Origin of the sequence: Brachybacterium sp. (assembly GCF_036379615.1) — a bacterium.
GTDB lineage: Bacteria > Actinomycetota > Actinomycetes > Actinomycetales > Dermabacteraceae > Brachybacterium.
Window position 1 is genome coordinate 16,483 of sequence record NZ_DASVGJ010000043.1, and the last position, 15,394, is coordinate 31,876.

The window sequence follows — 15,394 nt, forward strand, 5'->3', positions numbered from 1 at the left end:
TCGGGATACCGAGGACGAGGAGGACCGCATGGAGTACGTGAAGCTGGGCAGCACCGGTCTGGACGTGTCACGACTGTGCATGGGCACGATGGGGTTCGGCGACCCTGAGCGGTGGATCCACTCGTGGGTGCTCGAGGAGGAGGCGGCCCGCCCTGTCATCACGCACGCCCTCGACGCCGGCATCAACTTCTTCGACACCGCGAACGTCTACTCGATCGGTCGCAGCGAGGAGATCCTCGGCAAGGCGCTGGTCGACTACGCGAAGCGGGATGAGGTCGTGCTGGCCACCAAGGTGCATGGCCGCATGCACGAGGGTCCCAACGGCGGGGGCCTCTCCCGCAAGGCGATCCTCTCCGAGGTCGAGAACAGCCTGCGGCGCCTCGGCACCGACTACATCGACCTGTACATCATCCACCGCTGGGACTACACCGTCCCGATCGAGGAGACGATGCGGGCGCTGGACGATGTGGTGCGCTCCGGGAAGGTCCGCTATATCGGCGCCTCCGCCATGTTCGCCTGGCAGTTCCTGCAGGCGCAGCACGTCGCCGAGGTGAACGGCTGGACGAAGTTCATCTCGATGCAGAACCACTACAACCTCCTGTACCGCGAGGAGGAGCGCGAGATGATGCCGCTGCTGCGTGAGCTCGGTGTCGCCTCCACTCCGTACAGCCCGCTCGCCGCCGGGCGGCTGACCCGCGACTGGGACGCGGACACCGACCGTGCGCGCACGGATACGACCGCGAAGGCGAAGTACGACTCCACCGAGAGCACCGACCGCGTGATCGTGGAACAGGTCGCGAGGATCGCAGAGCAGCGTGGCGTGCCGCGCGTGCATGTGGCGCTGGCCTGGCTGCTCGCGAAGGATCCGGTGGTCTCCCCGATCATCGGAGCGACGAAGAACAGCCACATCGACGGTGCGCTCGGCGCCCTCGAGCTCGAGCTGACCACGGAGGAGATCGCGTCGCTCGAGGCGCCCTATGCCCCGCACGAGGTCGTCGGCGCGCAGTGATCTCCGGCGCAGTGATCCCCGGGTGAGCAGAGACGTTCTCGCGGGAACGTCTCTGCTCAGGAGAGGTGCGGTGAGCTGCGCCGTGCCCGGACCAGGTGCCTCGTCGAATGGGCGACGAAGGAGCCCTCGCGGCGGATCATCCGGTCCATCTCCCGCAGCTGTTCGCGGTATCGGTCCACGTCGAAGTCCGGCACCCACCACACGCACTTGCGCAGGATCCACACCACCGCACCGACGTCGAAGAACTCCATGCGGAGCCGCGCGGTGTGCAGTGCGGTGACCTCGAGACCGGCGGACTCCGCCGCGGCCGCCTCGTCCCCCGGGTGGCGGCCGCGGCGCTGAGCCTCGGTGGTGGGGCCGACGAAGTGCTCGATGAGCTCGAACGCGGAGCCGGGGCCGACGTGCTGGGCGAGGTACTCACCGCCCGGGGAGAGCACTCGCGCGATCTCCTGCCAGTGCGGGGCGACTGGATGGCGGGAGGTGACCAGATCCGCAGCGCCATCGGGCATCGGGATCGGTGCTCCGGGCGCGGTCTGGTGCACGCGGACCCCGCGGGGTCCCAGCAGCTGCCTGGCCTTCTGTGCGTTCGGTGCCCAGGACTCGGTGACGTGCTGCTGTGCGGCGAGGCGGGGGCACTGCCCGAGCACCTCCCCGCCGCCGGTGTCGAGATCGATCGCGAGCTCGGCGCCCGCGACGGCGCCGGCGAGCAGACCCGCATACCCCCACGGTGGGCGCTCCTCGGTGGCGCGCCCGTCGAGCCAGTCGAATCCCCAGCCGTCCACGTCGGCGACCGCCGCCTCGGCGATCAGCCGGTCGGCAGCGCCATGTGTCGCCTCGGACCCGGCCATGTCGGGTCCGCTCCTGGGGGAGGGCCCCGCGCCGCTGGAGCTCGCGTCGGGGCCTTCGTCGTCGAACCGGTCGGCGTGCGTCAGTCCGGCCGTGAGTCGTTCGTCGGCCTGGCGCAGAGACTCGCGCAGCGCCTCCCGTTCCGCCTCCGGCCAGGGGCCGGACCAGGACAGCGGGATCTCGGTGAGGTGCCTGCGCTCTGTCGCGGGGATCGTGGTGACGAAGCGATCCGGCTCCTGCGCCGCCTGCGCGTACAGACGGGGACCATCGGCGTAGTAGGGATCGATCATCACCAGGTGCCCGTCGGCCGCCTGCATGATGTTCGAAGGGTTGGTGTCCAGCGGACCGCACCACGGCAGCTCACGCCGTGCGTCGGCATGGACGCGGTGCACGATCTCGGCCAGCGGGGTCAGCGCAGTGCGCGCGGAGGCGGCCTGGGCGAACCGCTCCAGGAATTCCTGGGCCACCGACTCCTCGACGGGGGTGAGACGCTCCATGACCAGCAGGTCCGCGCCTCCTGCCAGTCGGTGGTGTGCGTGCAGTCGGGGGACGAGACCGGTGCCGGCCGCCTGCTGGTAGAGCCGCGCGGTGTACGGGCCGACGGGGTCGAAGGGGCTGATCCGCGCCACGGTCTCCCCGTCGGGAGAAGCGAGCGCGAACGCCCAGTCGCCGGCCCCGCACGGGAGCCATCCCGCCGCCCGCAGCTTCGCCTCGACGTCGCGGTATCCGGTGGATCGGCCGACGTGCGCGAACGGGGCGAGGATCTGGGGCGCGGACATGGACGGGACGGTACAAGGGATCCAGAGGTCCGGCGAGAAGATAACCTCCCGTGTGCAGGCTCCGGCCGCCGGGCGAGGCCGGCTCCGGCCACCCGTGCGATGCGCGGTTCCCGGCGTCAGGACCAGGCACCGTGAGCGGGCCCGAGCGCCACCGCTGCGAGACCGACGTGGTCGGCGCGGGCCGTGCTCACGAAGTATCCTGTTCTGCACCGACGTCGATCGGTGCAGGGCCGAGGCGCCCTGCGGCGGACTGATTCCCCGGCCCCCCATCCAGCCGATGCCCGCCGCCGTCGCGGGCACCGACCGAGAGTGAGATGTCAGCATGCTGTCCGCACCGACCGGCCCGGGCGAACGAACCGTCAGCGGTGAACGATGAGCACCGTCAGCGTCGTCCTGATCGTCCTCGCCGCCGTGCTCGGTGTCGCGTCCGTCTCCGGCATCTACATCACCAACGTGACGGCGAAGCCCGGCGGGATTCCGCGCTGGGTGGTGCACCTGTTCCTGGCCACCCTGGTGGTGGGGCTGGCGGCGGTGCTGACCCTGGTCTGACGGTCGGCGCTGCGTCCGCCCGCTGGTCTCCTCAGCCGGTCGCACGGTCTGCGAGCGCGGAGCGGAGCCGCCGCACGCTTCCGGCGAGGGACACCTCGCCGGTGTCGAGGACCAGATCAGCGGGGATGTGCGGCAGCTCCCGAGCCCAGTCGGCGTGGACCCGGCGGAGGAAATCCTCCTGACGGGAGAGACCGCGGGTGGAATCGGACAGGGCTCGCTCGAGCGCGATGTCGGCACCGCAGGTGAGCACCACCGTGACCAGAGGCGTTCCCGCGGGAACGGTGTCGAGCAGAAGGTCGAGCTCGCGACGGGTGCTCACGGACTCCGCGATCACCAGGTCCAGACCCGCCTCGAGCCACTGCGCGGTGACCGAGGCGAAGATGCGGTGGGCATCCGTCCAGTCCGGAAGCGTGGGCCGTGCCATGTCGGCGATCTGATCGAGCTCCACCAGGGCCAGGCGCGTGCCCTCTGACCGGAGATCCGCCGCCAGCGCACGGGAGACCGCGCTCTTGCCCGCGGCGATCGGGCCGGCGACGAGCACCAGTGGGGTGAGATCCGGGCCTGTGGACATCGTGGGCAGCCTTCCTCGTCGGAACGAGCCCTCGACAGGCTCGTCCTGGGGTCGTGGCGGGCGAGGGGTCGGGGTGCGGTCAGTATGCCGGGTTGCTCGGGGCGGTGTGCTGCGCGGAGGATGGGGATCCTCCCCGAGCCGAGGAGGCGTGGGCTCGAGGGGCTGAGCTGGGCGGCCGAGTGCCTGCCCCGGGTCACGTTCACCGGTCACGTCCGCGCCTGCGCGCACGTCGACGAGGCAGGAGCCGAGGACCGTCCGGGCCGTCGGCGCTCAGGGAAGGACGATCCCATGACCAAGGACGAGCCCATGACAGAGCACGCACTTCATGATGCGCCGGGCGAGGAACCGCATCGCGCGCTGCGCGCCGAGCAGCTCGAGCAGGAGAGGCCGCGCCTGGTCGCGCTCGCCTCGAAGATGCTGGGCGATCCCACCGAGGCGCAGGACATCGTCCAGCAGGCCTGGTTCCGGCTGGAAGGGACCGATCAGGAGATCGAGAACCTCCCCGCCTGGCTCACCACCGTCACCACCCGGCTGTGCCTGGACCGGCTGCGCCGTCGCACCCCGGTCCCCGAGGCGGAGGTCGACGTGCCCGAGACCGCCCCCGATCCTGCGGAGGACGTCGCCCTTGCCGACACCGTCGGCGTCGCCCTGCGGCGGGTGCTGGACCGGCTGAGCCCGAACGAGCGCGTCGCCTTCGTGATGCATGACAGCTTCGGCTTCGAGTTCAGCACTATCGCCGCCGCTCTGGACACCACCCCGCAGGCCGCGAGGAAGCTCGCCTCCCGAGCCCGGGCGAAGGTCTCTCAGCCCCGGGCGGAGGACGCGCTCGCCGACTGGGAGGTGGTCGATGCGTTCATGACCGCAGCCCGGGAGGGTGATTTCACCCGCCTCGTCGAGCTGCTCGCGCCCGACGCCGTGGTCCGCGCGGACGCGCAGGCGATCGCCACAGGCGCCCCCGGTGCGATCGACGGCCGTGAGGACGTGGCGAGCTTCTTCAACGGTGCCGCGCACGCCGCTCTGCCGGTCGGGATCGACGGGCGCGCCGGCTCCGCCTGGTACGACCGCGGCATCGCGAGGGTCCTGTTCGACCTCACCGTCGTGGACGGGCGGGTCACCCGGATCGACTTCCGCGCAGACCCCGAGGTGATCGCCCGAGTGGTGCGCCGCGACGGCGGTGTCCCGCGCACGGCACCCCGAGCATCCACGGCACCCTGAGCATCCGCGGAGCCCGGAGCATCCGCCGAGCGGCGGACCTCTGCCGAGCGGTGAACTGGGCCGACGTCGGTGCGGAGCCCGGCTGTCACACTTCCGGCACGGCGCGCGTCGACCCAGTACCACCATCCCCACCACGGAAAGACTCCCCGATGAAGACCATGACCTGCCAGCAGCTCGGCGGCCCCTGCGACCTCGGACACCGCGGCGAGACCGCGGACGAGGTCATCCAGGCCCAGGACAAGCACCTCAAGGAGGCCGTCAAAGCCGGTGACGAGACCCACCGCGAGGCGCGCCAGGAGATGAAGTTCCGCTGGCTCCACCCCAAGCAGTCCCTCGGCTGGTACAACGACTCGAAGGCCGCCTTCGCGGCGCTGCCGGAGGACTGAGGACCGACGGGCGGGGCTCCGCCGGACTGGCCAGCCAGTTCAGCCAGCGTGCTCGGCCGCCCAGCTCAGCCGCACCGGCCAGCCAGTTCGGCCGCCCGGATCAGCCGCCCAGCTCGAGCACCCGGATCGCGAGATGCACCCGATTGGTGACCTGCAGCTTGTGGTAGAGCCTGCCCAGGTGGGTCTTGACGGTCGCGACGGACATGAACAGGGTCCCGCCGATCTCCTGGTTCGCGAGGCCGCGTGCGACCAGCTGGGCCACCTCCCATTCGCGCTCGGTGATGCCCGACGGGGCCGGAGGCCCTGCCGGGGATCCGGCCCCGTCGCCGTCGGCCGCACCACCGGCCCCCGTGCCGATCGCTTCGTCGGGGGTGCTCTGCGAGGCGAGGCGCACCAGGCGGGAGAGCACGTCGCGGGAGAACCGCGGACGGTCGGCGGCGGCGTCGAGCACCGCCTCCACGACCTCCTCGGGCGGGGAATCCTTGAGCAGGAAGGACACCGCTCCGGAGCGCAGCGCCTCGAGCAGGAACCCGTCGGTGTCGAAGGCGGTCAGCATCACCACCCGGGCCCCGGCGCCCATGGTGCGCAGCTCCCGCTGCGCCTCGAGGCCGGTCATGTGCGGCATGCGGATGTCCATCAGCACCACGTCAGGGTCCAGAGCGCGGACCTGCTCGAGCGCCGCGGCGCCGTCGGCCGCCTCGCCGATCACCTCGATGCCGTGGGCACCGTCGATCATCAGCCGCAGACCGGCGCGCATCAGCGCCTCGTCGTCCACCAGCAGCACACGCACCCTCTGCTGTCCGTCGGGCTCCGCGCCTTGCGCACTGTTCACCATGGCATCCATGCTTCCACCTCGTAGCCTCCGTCGACCGCACCGTGGCGGGCGTCCCCGCCCAGCAGCCGGGCCCGCTCCTGCACCCCGAGCAGCCCGTGACCGGTCGAAGGAGGCGAGGCCGGGGTTGCCGGGAACGGGTTCCGCGCTCGCAGGTGCACCTGGTCCTCCCGCCCGGAGAGCGTGATGCGCAGCGGCGCGCCCGGAGCGTGCTTGGCCGCGTTCAGCGTCACCTCGGAGAGGATCCGGGCCAGGGCCACCACTGCGCTGCGATCATGCGCGGTGAGGTCCTGCTCGCTCATGCCGTCCCACACCAGCTCGATCTCCTGCCCCTCCTCCCGGCAGTGCTCGACGATGCCGGTCAGGGTGGGGGCGGTCGCCAGCGGTGCATCATCGCCGAAGGTGCGCAGTCCGGTCAGCACCGTGCGCAGCTCGCGGTTGGCCTGCTGCGCGGCGTCCCGCACCGTGCTCGCGGTGCGTCTCATCGCCTCCGGTGAGAGGTCCTCGCGGTAGGACATCGCCCCGGCATGCAGGGAGATCGCGGCCAGGTGGTGGGAGATGCTGTCGTGCATGTCGCGGGCCAGAGCGGTGCGCTCCTCGGCGCGCACTCGGGCGTCGTCGGCCTCCCGCTCCCGTATCAGCGCCGCCGCCTCGCGCTCGGCGGCGGCCTGCTCGCGCTGGGCGGTCTCGCGCTCCCGTTCCGCAGAAGCGGCCCGCTCCCGCAGTGAGGTCATCAGCTCGTGGCGGGTGCCGACCACATGCCCGATCAGCAGCGGGATCAGCGCGAGCACCACCATCACGCCCACCGCGGCGAGCACCGCTGACTCCGGCTCCTCGCCGCGGAACCGGGTCTCGACGCTCAGGGCCGTCATCGACGTGCCGGTGACCAGCAGGGCGGCGCCCACGTCGAGCACGGTGCGGCCCCGCAGCCCGATCCGATACAGGGCGATCGCCGCCGCCGGCGCCGCCCACACGCTGAGACCGGCGGCCGCGGCCAGCAGCAGGTGCGCTGCGCTGTGCAGCCGCCCCGGTCGCAGGGAGCGCAGCGGCCCGATCACGAGGGTCGCGGCGAGGCCCAGCAGCAGGTCCAGGGCGTACATCGCCACCAGCCCGTCGGGAGGCTGGTCGGAGAACTCTTCGAGCAGCGCACCGAAGCTGATCAGGATCAGCAGCAGTCCCAGCGCCGTGGCCAGCACGCTCTGCGCGAGAGCGATCGCCCACTGGCGCGCACTGCGCACGGAGGGCATCGCCGGGATGCGGGGCGCGGGGACGGTCATGGGATCAGCGTAGAGAGCGGCGGCGGCCGATGGATCAGCCGCTCGGCCGATGCTCCGAGGCGCAGGGTCGGCTGCTCGGCCGGGACGGGTCTCGACGAGGGACGGATGTCGCGGCGCAGACGGGACAGGGAGGATCGGGGCATGTCAGAGCACGCTGAGCATCACCCGCAGCCGTACCACCGACTCGCGCGGGCCCTCCCGCACCGCAGCTGGTGGTGGCGCCCCCTGGTCACCCTGGTCGTCGCCGCCTTCGTGTTCGTGGTGATGAACCTCCAGGTGATGGTGCCGCTGCTCATTCTCGGAGAGCTCTGGCCGCCCGCCGCGACCAGCTCCTCCCTCGCGGACCCGCTGAACCCCGCGGATCAGTTCCTCGGACTCGGCATGCTGGCGCTGCTGATCCCGGCGGTGCTGGTGGGGACCCTCGCCGGTTACGGCCGGGCCGGCATCGCTCTGTCCGTGACGGGCAGGTTCCGCTGGGGTCTGCTGGGACGCGCCGCGCTCGTGGTGGTCCCGGTGTACGTGCTGGTCAACCTGGTGCTGAACCTGGTCCTGGAGCGGGAGGCGATCGTGCCGCCGCCGCTCGAGGCCGGGGTGGTGGTGGCCTGGCTGCTGGCGCTCGTGCTCGCCCCGCTGCAGAGCGCGGGGGAGGAGTTCGCCTTCCGAGCCCTGCCGATGCAGGTGCTGGGGACCTGGCTGCGCTGGCCGCTGATCGGGATCCTGGTCCCGGTGCCGCTGTTCGTGCTGGGCCACGGCTACAACTGGCTGGGCCAGATCGACATCGCCGTCTTCGCGATCGTGATGGGCCTGCTGGCCTGGAAGACCGGAGGCCTGGAGATCCCGATCCTGCTGCACGCCGCGAACAACACGACCCTGTTCGCGATCGCTCCGCTGATCCCCGGCTTCACCGAGCAGGGCGAGGTCACGATGCTGGGGTTCGTGCTCGCGATGTCCCCGATGCTGCTGCTCTCGGCCGGGATCTGGTGGTGGTACTCGCGCCGCGCGGGCCTGGGCGTGTGGGAGCCGCAGCGGGGCCCCGGTCAGACCCTCTCGTCGACCAGACCGTCGAGCTCCGGTGCGGTGTGCGCGCCGAGCGCCGCCATCACCTCGCGGCCCCGCTCCGTCTGAGGGAAGCGGTCCACGATCTCCTGCAGGGCGGTGGCCTCCGCGCTGCTGCCGAATGCCTCGGCGTAGGGCTGCAGGCGCACGCCCTCGGAGAGGCCTCCGATGAGCAGCGGATCGAAACCCAGCTCGTCCACCAGCTCGGCCACGATCTCCGCGTGCGGGGACGGGCCGGCGATCGCGATCGCCGCGCGCGCAGGGGTGGTGCGCGGGTTGGCAGCAGCGGCCGACGGGTCGGTGCGGGGTCGGGCGAGGTCCTCGAGGTCGTGGTAACCCATGTGGTTGAACGCCTTCACCACGGTCGACCCCGGCAGCTGTTCCTGCACGAACTCGCTGGTGGAGGCTCCGGGATGGGAGAACTGCTCGAGGATCCCGTCGGTCTCCCACCAGTAGTTCATCGCATCGATCACGAGCTTCCCTGCGAGGGCGTCGGTCGGGAGGGAGGCATGCTTGCCCAGGGGCAGCGCGAGGACCACCAGATCGGCCCGTTCGGCGACCTCGGCGCTGGTGGCAGGCTGCGCTCCCGGAGCGAGGATCTGCGTGATCAGCTCGATCCGTGAAGGATCCCCGGAGCCGGAGATCAGCACGTCGTGACCGGCGGCGATCGCGAGGCGGGCCAGGACCGTGCCGACCTTGCCGGCGCCGAGGATCCCGAGGGTGCGAGTCCCCGGGGAATGAGGGTGTGATGTGCTCATGTCCGAGGCAACGTCGCCGGCGGGGGCGCGATTCCGGAACGTGACCGGTCCCGCGCTCGCCGCCGGCCCGGAGCTCAGGACGCGGAGACGTTCACCTGCCACAGCACACCGAAACGGTCCGCGACCTGGCCGAAGTGGTCGCCCCAGGGAGCCTGCTCGAAGGGCATCTCGAGGCTGCCGCCGTCGGCGACGATCCTCTCGACGAGCACCTTCCCGTCCTCGACGGAGGCAGGCATCACCAGCATCGAGTACGCGGAACCGGCCAGCGGCTGCGGGTTCTCGTCGATGTCGTCGGCGCCGGAGAGCGTGACCAGGCCACCGTGCAGCTGAGCGTGCGCGACCACTCCCGGCGGCGGATCGAAGGGCAGGCCCTCCATGCCCTCGTAGGTCATGACGTCGAGGGTGCCGCCGAAGACGTCGGCGTAGTACTCGAGGGCCTCGCGGGCGTTGCCGGGGAAGGAGATGTAGGGCGTGGAGCTGAACATGGGACCTCCAAGGTGGAGGGGCCTCGTGCGAGGCCCGCCTGTGACACATCCTGGCACCGGGGCCCGACAGAGGGAACGGGCCCGACGGGAACGGCGGCGGCAGGAACGGGGCCGGCAGGAACAGAGCCGGCGGGAACAGAGCCGACGGGAACGGTGCCGACGGGACCGGACCCTCGACCACCCGACCCGCGCATTCAGGTTCACGTCGGTCGTGCAGGCAGGCGCAATACAGTGGGGCCGATATGTCTGCAGATTCCTCCCTCCGCGTCGCCGTTCCCTTCCACCGGATGGCGACCCTGCGCCCCGCCTGGGCCGGTCGGCTCCGCCCGCTGCTCACCCTGGCCGCCGCGTTCGTCGCCTACGTCGTGCTGATCTCCGTGGTGCTGGTGCTGACGATCCTGGTGCTCGCGCTGGTTCCGGGTGTGAACGTCGCCCTCGAGGTGACCAGCGGTGATCCCACCAGCGCGCTCGACGTCACCCTGGCCCTCGCCATGGGCGTGATGTGGCTGCCCGCCGGGATCATCGGTGTGCGCTTCGGCGGGTGGCGCCCCCTCGGCACCGCCTGGTCGGTCGCCGCCCGGCCACGGCGCGAGCTGCTGCGCGCGTATGGACCGTGGGTCGGTGCGATGGGGGTGCTCGTGGTGATCCTCGCGGCAGCCGCCGGTGCGATCGTCGGGGCTGACGGTTCCGGGCAGGACACCACCGCCTCCGGGCTGCAGCTGCTGGCGGTGACGGTGGTCGTGCTGGTCCTGGCCCCGCTGCAGGCGGTCGGGCTGGAGCTGGCCCTGCGCGGAACGGTGATGCAGGCGCTCGGCTCCTGGCTGCGCAGCCCCCTGCTGCCGCTGCTCGCCGCGAGCGCCGTGATGCTCATCGGGCGCGAGCTGACCGCCGCGGTGGTGCTGCCGGCGCTCGCCCTGGGACTGGCCGCCGGGATCCTCGCCTGGAAGAGCGGCGGCCTCGAGCTGTCGATCATGCTCACGGCGACGATCACCGTCGCCTCCCACCTGGTCTCCGCCTTCGGTGCGGGCAGCGGGATCGGGGCGGGAGCGGCTGCGCTGAACGCCGCCGCCGCAGCCCCGGGCACGTCCGCGGCCGCGCTCGCCGCCACGGCAAGTGGGTCCGGGAGCGCAGCCCTGGCCGGGGGGATCGCCGCGGCCATCGCGCTGCTGCTGGTCACCGCGATGCTGATGGCGCGGATCAGCGCCCGTGAGGGCGTGCGCCTGCGGGAACCGGTCGTCCGCCCCGCCGACGAGCCCGTTCCGGACGTCGTGCCGTACTGAGCCTGGTCCGGCTCTGATGCTTCCCACGTGGGATGAGGTGGGAGGTGCCGGGCGGGCATCGTCGCCTCAGTCGGGGGCCGGACCGGTGGAGCCACGCCAGAGCACGGTGGAGAGCACCTCTTCCTCGGGCAGCGGCTCGTCCCGCAGCACGGCCAGCAGACGACTCATCGCATTCCGTCCGAGCTGACGCCGGTCGTCCTTCACCGTGGTCAGCGAGGGCTGCAGGAACGCGCCGAGGTAGTGAGCGTCCCAGCCGCTCACGCTGAGGTCCTCGGGGACGCTCCACCCCAGCTCCCGGGCGCCGTTGATGACTCCCACGGCGATGAGATCGCTCGCCGCGACGACCGCCGTCGGGCGCTCGCCGCGAGGCATCTCGGCGATCATGCGGACCGCCTCGTGGCCCGCGGCCTCGGACCAGAGCGCGACGTGCACCAGCGCTGATTCGACGTCCAGGCGCTGCGTCGCCTCGACGTACGCGGTGCGTCGATTGCGGGCCGAGGCGAACTCCAGATCGCCGGTGACGTGCAGGAATCGCCGATGGCCCGCAGCGTGCAACCCCTCGACGATCTCGCCGATCGGAGTCCCGTCCGCCATCGCACCCATGCTCCGCGTGCGCTCGTCGTAGTCGGCGGAGGCGACGATCGCCGCCCGTCCCGGATAGCTGTGCTCGGTGTCCGGCGGCAGCGGGGCGAGCGCGAGGATCCCGTCGACCTGCCCCGAGTCCGCGATCTGCAGGACACGGTCGAAGGCCGCGCGCGCGTCGCCCTCGACCGCGAACACCTCGATGGCGTATCCCTCGGCGGTCGCGATGTCGATCGCGCCGCTCAGGGCAGAGGCGCGGAACATGCTGTCGGAGGGCAGCAGCACGCCGATGCGATTGCTCCGACGCGTGCGCATGGAGCGGGCCGAGAGGTTCGGTCTGTATCCGAGCTCGTCGATCGCAGCGCGCACCTTCTCCCGCGTCTGGGGCTTCATCCCGGGATCCGCCCGGAGGTACCTCGAGACCGTCTGGTGCGAGACCCCGGCGGCCTCCGCCACCTGCCAGATCGTCGCCCGGCGGCCCGAGCCCGCGACTCCTTCCGCCATCTGTCCACTCCTGTGCTGGTCCCCGTCGGGACGCTGCCGTCCGACCGCCCTGCCGGAGGCGGGCTCGTTCGTGATCCTGACACACGCGCATGGGATCCGCGGCCTCCGCCAGGCAGTGACCTCTTGCATAGTGATCGATCACCCTCTAACGTGAGAATCCTAAGTGATCGATCACTATTGCGATGGAGCAGATCGTGGCGAGGCAACACATCAGGCAAGACTGCGCACGCTGGGAGAACGCTTCCCACCGAGCTCCGGTGGATGACTCCCCGAGGGGGCGTGATGACGACAGCCGTTGAGGACAGCACCACCCGCCGAGAGGACGAGGAGCCCACCGGCGCTCCGACACCTCGGAAGCCCGGGCCTGCGAAGACCCGCGCCCCGTGGTGGAAGAGGATGTGGCGCGATCGCACCGTGCTCCTGTTCGCGCTGCCCGGCATCTCCGTGATCGTCGTCTTCCAGTACCTCGCACTGGGCGGCAACGTGATCGCCTTCCAGGACTTCCAGCCGTACCTGGGCATCTCCAAGAGCCTGTGGGTCGGATTCGAGAACTTCCAGATCCTCGTCAACGGCGATCCCGAGTTCCTCGGTGCGCTGCGGAACACGCTGATCATCACGGCGCTGCAGACGGTCTTCGTCTTCCCCGCCCCGATCATCCTGGCGCTGATCCTGCACAGTCTGGTGTCGAACCGGGTCCGCCAGCTCGTCCAGTCGGTCCTGTACCTGCCGCACTTCCTGTCCTGGGTGATCGTGGTGGCGCTCTTCCAGCAGGTGCTCGGCGGGGCAGGACTGCTCAACAACTTCCTGCGCGCCAACGGGTGGGAGCCGATCGACATCATCGGGAACGCCGACGTCTTCTACGCCCTGATCACCTCCCAGGTGATCTGGAAGGACACCGGCTGGGCGACGATCCTCTTCCTCGCTGTCCTCGCCGGGATCGACAAGTCGCTCTACGAGGCTGCGGCCGTGGACGGGGCAACCCGCTTGCGCCAGATGTGGCACGTGACGCTGCCCGGCATGCGACCGATCATCATCATGCTGTTCATCCTGAAGCTCGGAGACTCCCTCTCCGTCGGGTTCGAACAGCTGGTCCTGCAGCAGGACGCCGTGGGGATCGGGGTGTCGCAGGTGCTGGACACCTACGTCTACAACAACGGCGTCGTCGGCGGCTACTGGGGTGTCTCCGCGGCTGTGGGGCTGGTGAAGGGCCTGGTCGGGCTGGTCCTGGTGCTGATGGCCAACAAGGTCGCGCACATGTTCGGCGAAGAAGGGGTGTACAAGGCATGACCGCGACAAGGAACTCCACCTCCCGCACCGGCCCCGAGACAGGATCCCGCCGGACCCCGCGACGGGGGCGGCCCCGAGTGATCGACGGCGTGGCGACGCCGGGCCCGACCGAGTCGGTGATCAAGGGGATCATCCTCACGATCGCCTGCGCCCTGGTGGTGCTGCCGTTCATCGGCGTCTTCTCCACGAGCGTCGCCTCGCCCGAACAGGTGATCAAGGCCGGCGGGTTCGTCCTGTTCCCCACCAGCATCGACTTCACGTCATACCAGATGATCTTCGCCGGCGGCGTGGTGACCCGGGCTCTGGGGGTGACTGCCTTCGTCACGGTGGTCGGGACCTCGCTCAGCCTCGCGCTCACGGCGACGCTGGGATGGGCGCTCAGCCGCCGCGGCAGCTTCGCCAACCGGCCCCTGCTCCTGCTGGTGCTGATCAGCCTGCTGTTCGGTCCCGGCATCATCCCCAGCTACCTGGTGGTGGAGCAGCTCGGCCTGCTCGACACGCTGTGGGCACTGATCATCCCGACCAGCGTCTCGGCGTTCAACGTCGTCGTGGTCCGTGCCTTCTTCGTCCAGCTCCCCCAGGAGATCCTCGACTCCGCGAAGGTCGACGGTGCCGGAGAGCTCCAGCTCTTCCTGCGCATCGCACTGCCGCTGTCGAAGCCGGTCTTCGCCGTGATCGGACTGTTCTACGGGGTGGGCTACTGGAACGCGTTCTTCAACGCCCTCCTCTACCTGAGCGACGCCAGCAAGTGGCCGCTCCAGATGGTCCTGCGCACCTACGTGGTGCAGGGCACCCAGCTCGGCGGCCAGGACCTCGGGATCGACACCTCGTCCCTGCCGCCCCAGACCTCGCTGCAGATGGCGATCCTCGTCGTCTCCATCGTGCCGGTGCTGATCATCTACCCGTTCCTGCAGCGGCACTTCGCCAAGGGAATGCTCACCGGCGCCGTCAAGGGCTGACGGCGCCCCGCGACCACCCAGGCCGGCAGCGCATGCCGTCCTCCATGCCGGCCACCCATGCAGTCCCACTCCGACCCACCCTTCCCACCCTGCCCCACCCCTCGATGAAGAGAGAAAGAGAGCAGTCACCATGACCACTCGGAGCACCACCAGCATCACCCGGCGCGGGATCGTCCGCGGCGGGCTCGGTCTCGGCGCCGTCGCAGCCCTCGGCCCGCTGGGCCTGGCGGCCTGCAGCAACGAAGGCCGCGGAGGGGCCGAGCTGGGCGACAACTCCGATGTCACCCGGCCCGAGTACATCCCCTTCGAGGGCGTCACCCTCGACCTCCCGGCCGACGATGAGGCCGGCATCAGCGGCGCGATGCTGAACTACCCGGGGAACCCGAAGGCCGTCACGGACGGAGCCCCGGGGGACGGGAAGGAGATCGGCTTCTTCGTCCCCACCAACACCCCGGCACCTCCGGGGCGGGACTCGAATGCGTTCTGGCAGGGCCTGGACGAGCGTCTGGGATCCCCGACGAAGATCTCCGTGGTGCCGACGGGGGACTTCGCCGATCGGTTCAACACGACGATCGCGGGGGACCGGCTGCCGGACATCTTCTCGTTCTTCCCGGGGGATGTGCCGAGCCTGCCCTCGATGCTGGCCGAGCGGGCCGCGGATCTCACCGACCTGCTCGCGGGCAGCGCGGCGGCGGATTACCCGTTCCTGGCCAACGTGCCCCCGAAGGCCTGGGACGCCTGCATCTACGGGGGCCGCATCTACAGCGTCCCCGTGCCGCGCGGAGTGGTGCAGACCTCGGTGCTGTTCGTGCGTCAGGACCTGATGGAGGACGAGGGGCTGACGATTGACGTGAGCTCGCTGGAGAGCTTCATCGACTCCTGCCGGGAGCTGACCGGCGGGAACCGGTGGGCGCTGCCGCAGGCGCCCACCGGGTTCATCCGTCAGATGTTCGAGATCCCCAACGGCTGGGCCGGTGACGCCAACGGCCTCACCAGCGCCAACGAGCACGAGAGCCAGG

At 70.7% G+C, this 15,394-nt stretch carries 15 protein-coding genes and 1 pseudogene; 9 read left to right on the forward strand and 7 right to left on the reverse strand.

What is annotated here, in order from left to right; translation table 11 throughout:
- Positions 1–28 precede the first annotated feature (28 nt).
- Positions 29–1,009, forward strand: coding sequence for an aldo/keto reductase (locus tag VF289_RS08305; protein ID WP_330882976.1), 981 nt, complete (start codon positions 29–31; stop codon positions 1,007–1,009).
- Positions 1,010–1,065: 56 nt separating this feature from the next.
- Here VF289_RS08305 and VF289_RS08310 read toward each other — a convergent pair whose 3' ends face one another.
- Positions 1,066–2,634, reverse strand: a complete 1,569-nt coding sequence (locus tag VF289_RS08310) for a methyltransferase domain-containing protein (RefSeq protein ID WP_330882978.1) — start codon at positions 2,632–2,634, stop codon at positions 1,066–1,068.
- 372 nt (positions 2,635–3,006) lie between these two features.
- On the opposite strand from VF289_RS08310, the gene VF289_RS08315 reads away from it, so the two are divergent.
- Positions 3,007–3,183 carry a hypothetical protein gene (locus tag VF289_RS08315; protein WP_330882980.1) on the forward strand — a complete coding sequence of 59 codons (177 nt, stop codon included), beginning with the start codon at positions 3,007–3,009 and terminating at the stop codon, positions 3,181–3,183.
- Positions 3,184–3,214: 31 nt separating this feature from the next.
- On the opposite strand, the gene VF289_RS08320 is transcribed toward VF289_RS08315, so the two are convergent.
- Complete coding sequence (locus tag VF289_RS08320; RefSeq protein ID WP_330882981.1) at positions 3,215–3,754, reverse strand: hypothetical protein; 540 nt, start codon at positions 3,752–3,754, stop codon at positions 3,215–3,217.
- A 306-nt stretch (positions 3,755–4,060) separates the two neighbouring features.
- Between VF289_RS08320 and VF289_RS08325 the strand changes: the two genes are divergently transcribed.
- Together VF289_RS08325 and VF289_RS08330 are read left to right on the forward strand one after the other, a co-directional pair.
- Positions 4,061–4,969 (forward strand): sigma-70 family RNA polymerase sigma factor, encoded by a 909-nt coding sequence (locus VF289_RS08325; protein WP_330882983.1) that lies wholly within the window; start codon positions 4,061–4,063, stop codon positions 4,967–4,969.
- Positions 4,970–5,118: 149 nt separating this feature from the next.
- Positions 5,119–5,355 (forward strand): hypothetical protein, encoded by a 237-nt coding sequence (locus VF289_RS08330; RefSeq protein ID WP_330882985.1) that lies wholly within the window; start codon positions 5,119–5,121, stop codon positions 5,353–5,355.
- Positions 5,356–5,455: 100 nt separating this feature from the next.
- Here the strand turns inward: VF289_RS08330 and VF289_RS08335 are convergent, their stop codons facing one another.
- Together VF289_RS08335 and VF289_RS08340 are read right to left on the reverse strand one after the other, a co-directional pair.
- Entirely contained in the window at positions 5,456–6,199 is a 744-nt protein-coding gene (locus VF289_RS08335; protein WP_330882987.1) for a response regulator transcription factor, read from the reverse strand.
- Entirely contained in the window at positions 6,184–7,464 is a 1,281-nt protein-coding gene (locus VF289_RS08340) for a sensor histidine kinase (RefSeq protein ID WP_330882989.1), read from the reverse strand. Before VF289_RS08340 ends, VF289_RS08335 begins: the two co-directional genes overlap by 16 nt.
- Positions 7,465–7,605: 141 nt before the next feature.
- Here VF289_RS08340 and VF289_RS08345 point away from each other — a divergent pair, with 141 nt between their 5' ends.
- Positions 7,606–8,589 (forward strand): CPBP family intramembrane glutamic endopeptidase, encoded by a 984-nt coding sequence (locus VF289_RS08345; RefSeq protein WP_330882991.1) that lies wholly within the window; start codon positions 7,606–7,608, stop codon positions 8,587–8,589.
- Here VF289_RS08345 and VF289_RS08350 read toward each other — a convergent pair.
- Complete coding sequence (locus VF289_RS08350) at positions 8,502–9,278, reverse strand: NADPH-dependent F420 reductase (RefSeq protein WP_330882993.1); 777 nt, start codon at positions 9,276–9,278, stop codon at positions 8,502–8,504. The genes VF289_RS08345 and VF289_RS08350 overlap by 88 nt on opposite strands.
- Positions 9,279–9,352: 74 nt before the next feature.
- Positions 9,353–9,763, reverse strand: coding sequence for a VOC family protein (locus VF289_RS08355; RefSeq protein ID WP_330882994.1), 411 nt, complete (start codon positions 9,761–9,763; stop codon positions 9,353–9,355).
- 242 nt (positions 9,764–10,005) lie between these two features.
- On the opposite strand from VF289_RS08355, the gene VF289_RS08360 reads away from it, so the two are divergent.
- Positions 10,006–11,043 (forward strand): CAAX protease, encoded by a 1,038-nt coding sequence (locus VF289_RS08360; protein ID WP_330882996.1) that lies wholly within the window; start codon positions 10,006–10,008, stop codon positions 11,041–11,043.
- Positions 11,044–11,109: 66 nt separating this feature from the next.
- On the opposite strand, the gene VF289_RS08365 is transcribed toward VF289_RS08360, so the two are convergent.
- Entirely contained in the window at positions 11,110–12,129 is a 1,020-nt protein-coding gene (locus VF289_RS08365) for a LacI family DNA-binding transcriptional regulator (RefSeq protein ID WP_330882998.1), read from the reverse strand.
- Positions 12,130–12,411: 282 nt separating this feature from the next.
- Here VF289_RS08365 and VF289_RS08370 point away from each other — a divergent pair, with 282 nt between their 5' ends.
- From VF289_RS08370 to VF289_RS08380, 3 genes and pseudogenes are all read left to right on the forward strand, one after another.
- The gene (locus tag VF289_RS08370; RefSeq protein ID WP_330883000.1) at positions 12,412–13,416 is read left to right on the forward strand and encodes an ABC transporter permease; all 1,005 of its coding nucleotides are present in this window, start codon (positions 12,412–12,414) and stop codon (positions 13,414–13,416) included.
- A complete protein-coding gene (locus VF289_RS08375) occupies positions 13,413–14,375 on the forward strand; it encodes a carbohydrate ABC transporter permease (protein WP_330883002.1) in 963 nt (320 codons plus the stop codon). The genes VF289_RS08370 and VF289_RS08375 overlap by 4 nt, the downstream gene beginning before the upstream one ends.
- A gap of 130 nt (positions 14,376–14,505) precedes the next feature.
- Positions 14,506–15,394: pseudogene (locus VF289_RS08380) on the forward strand (hypothetical protein); the annotation flags it as partial.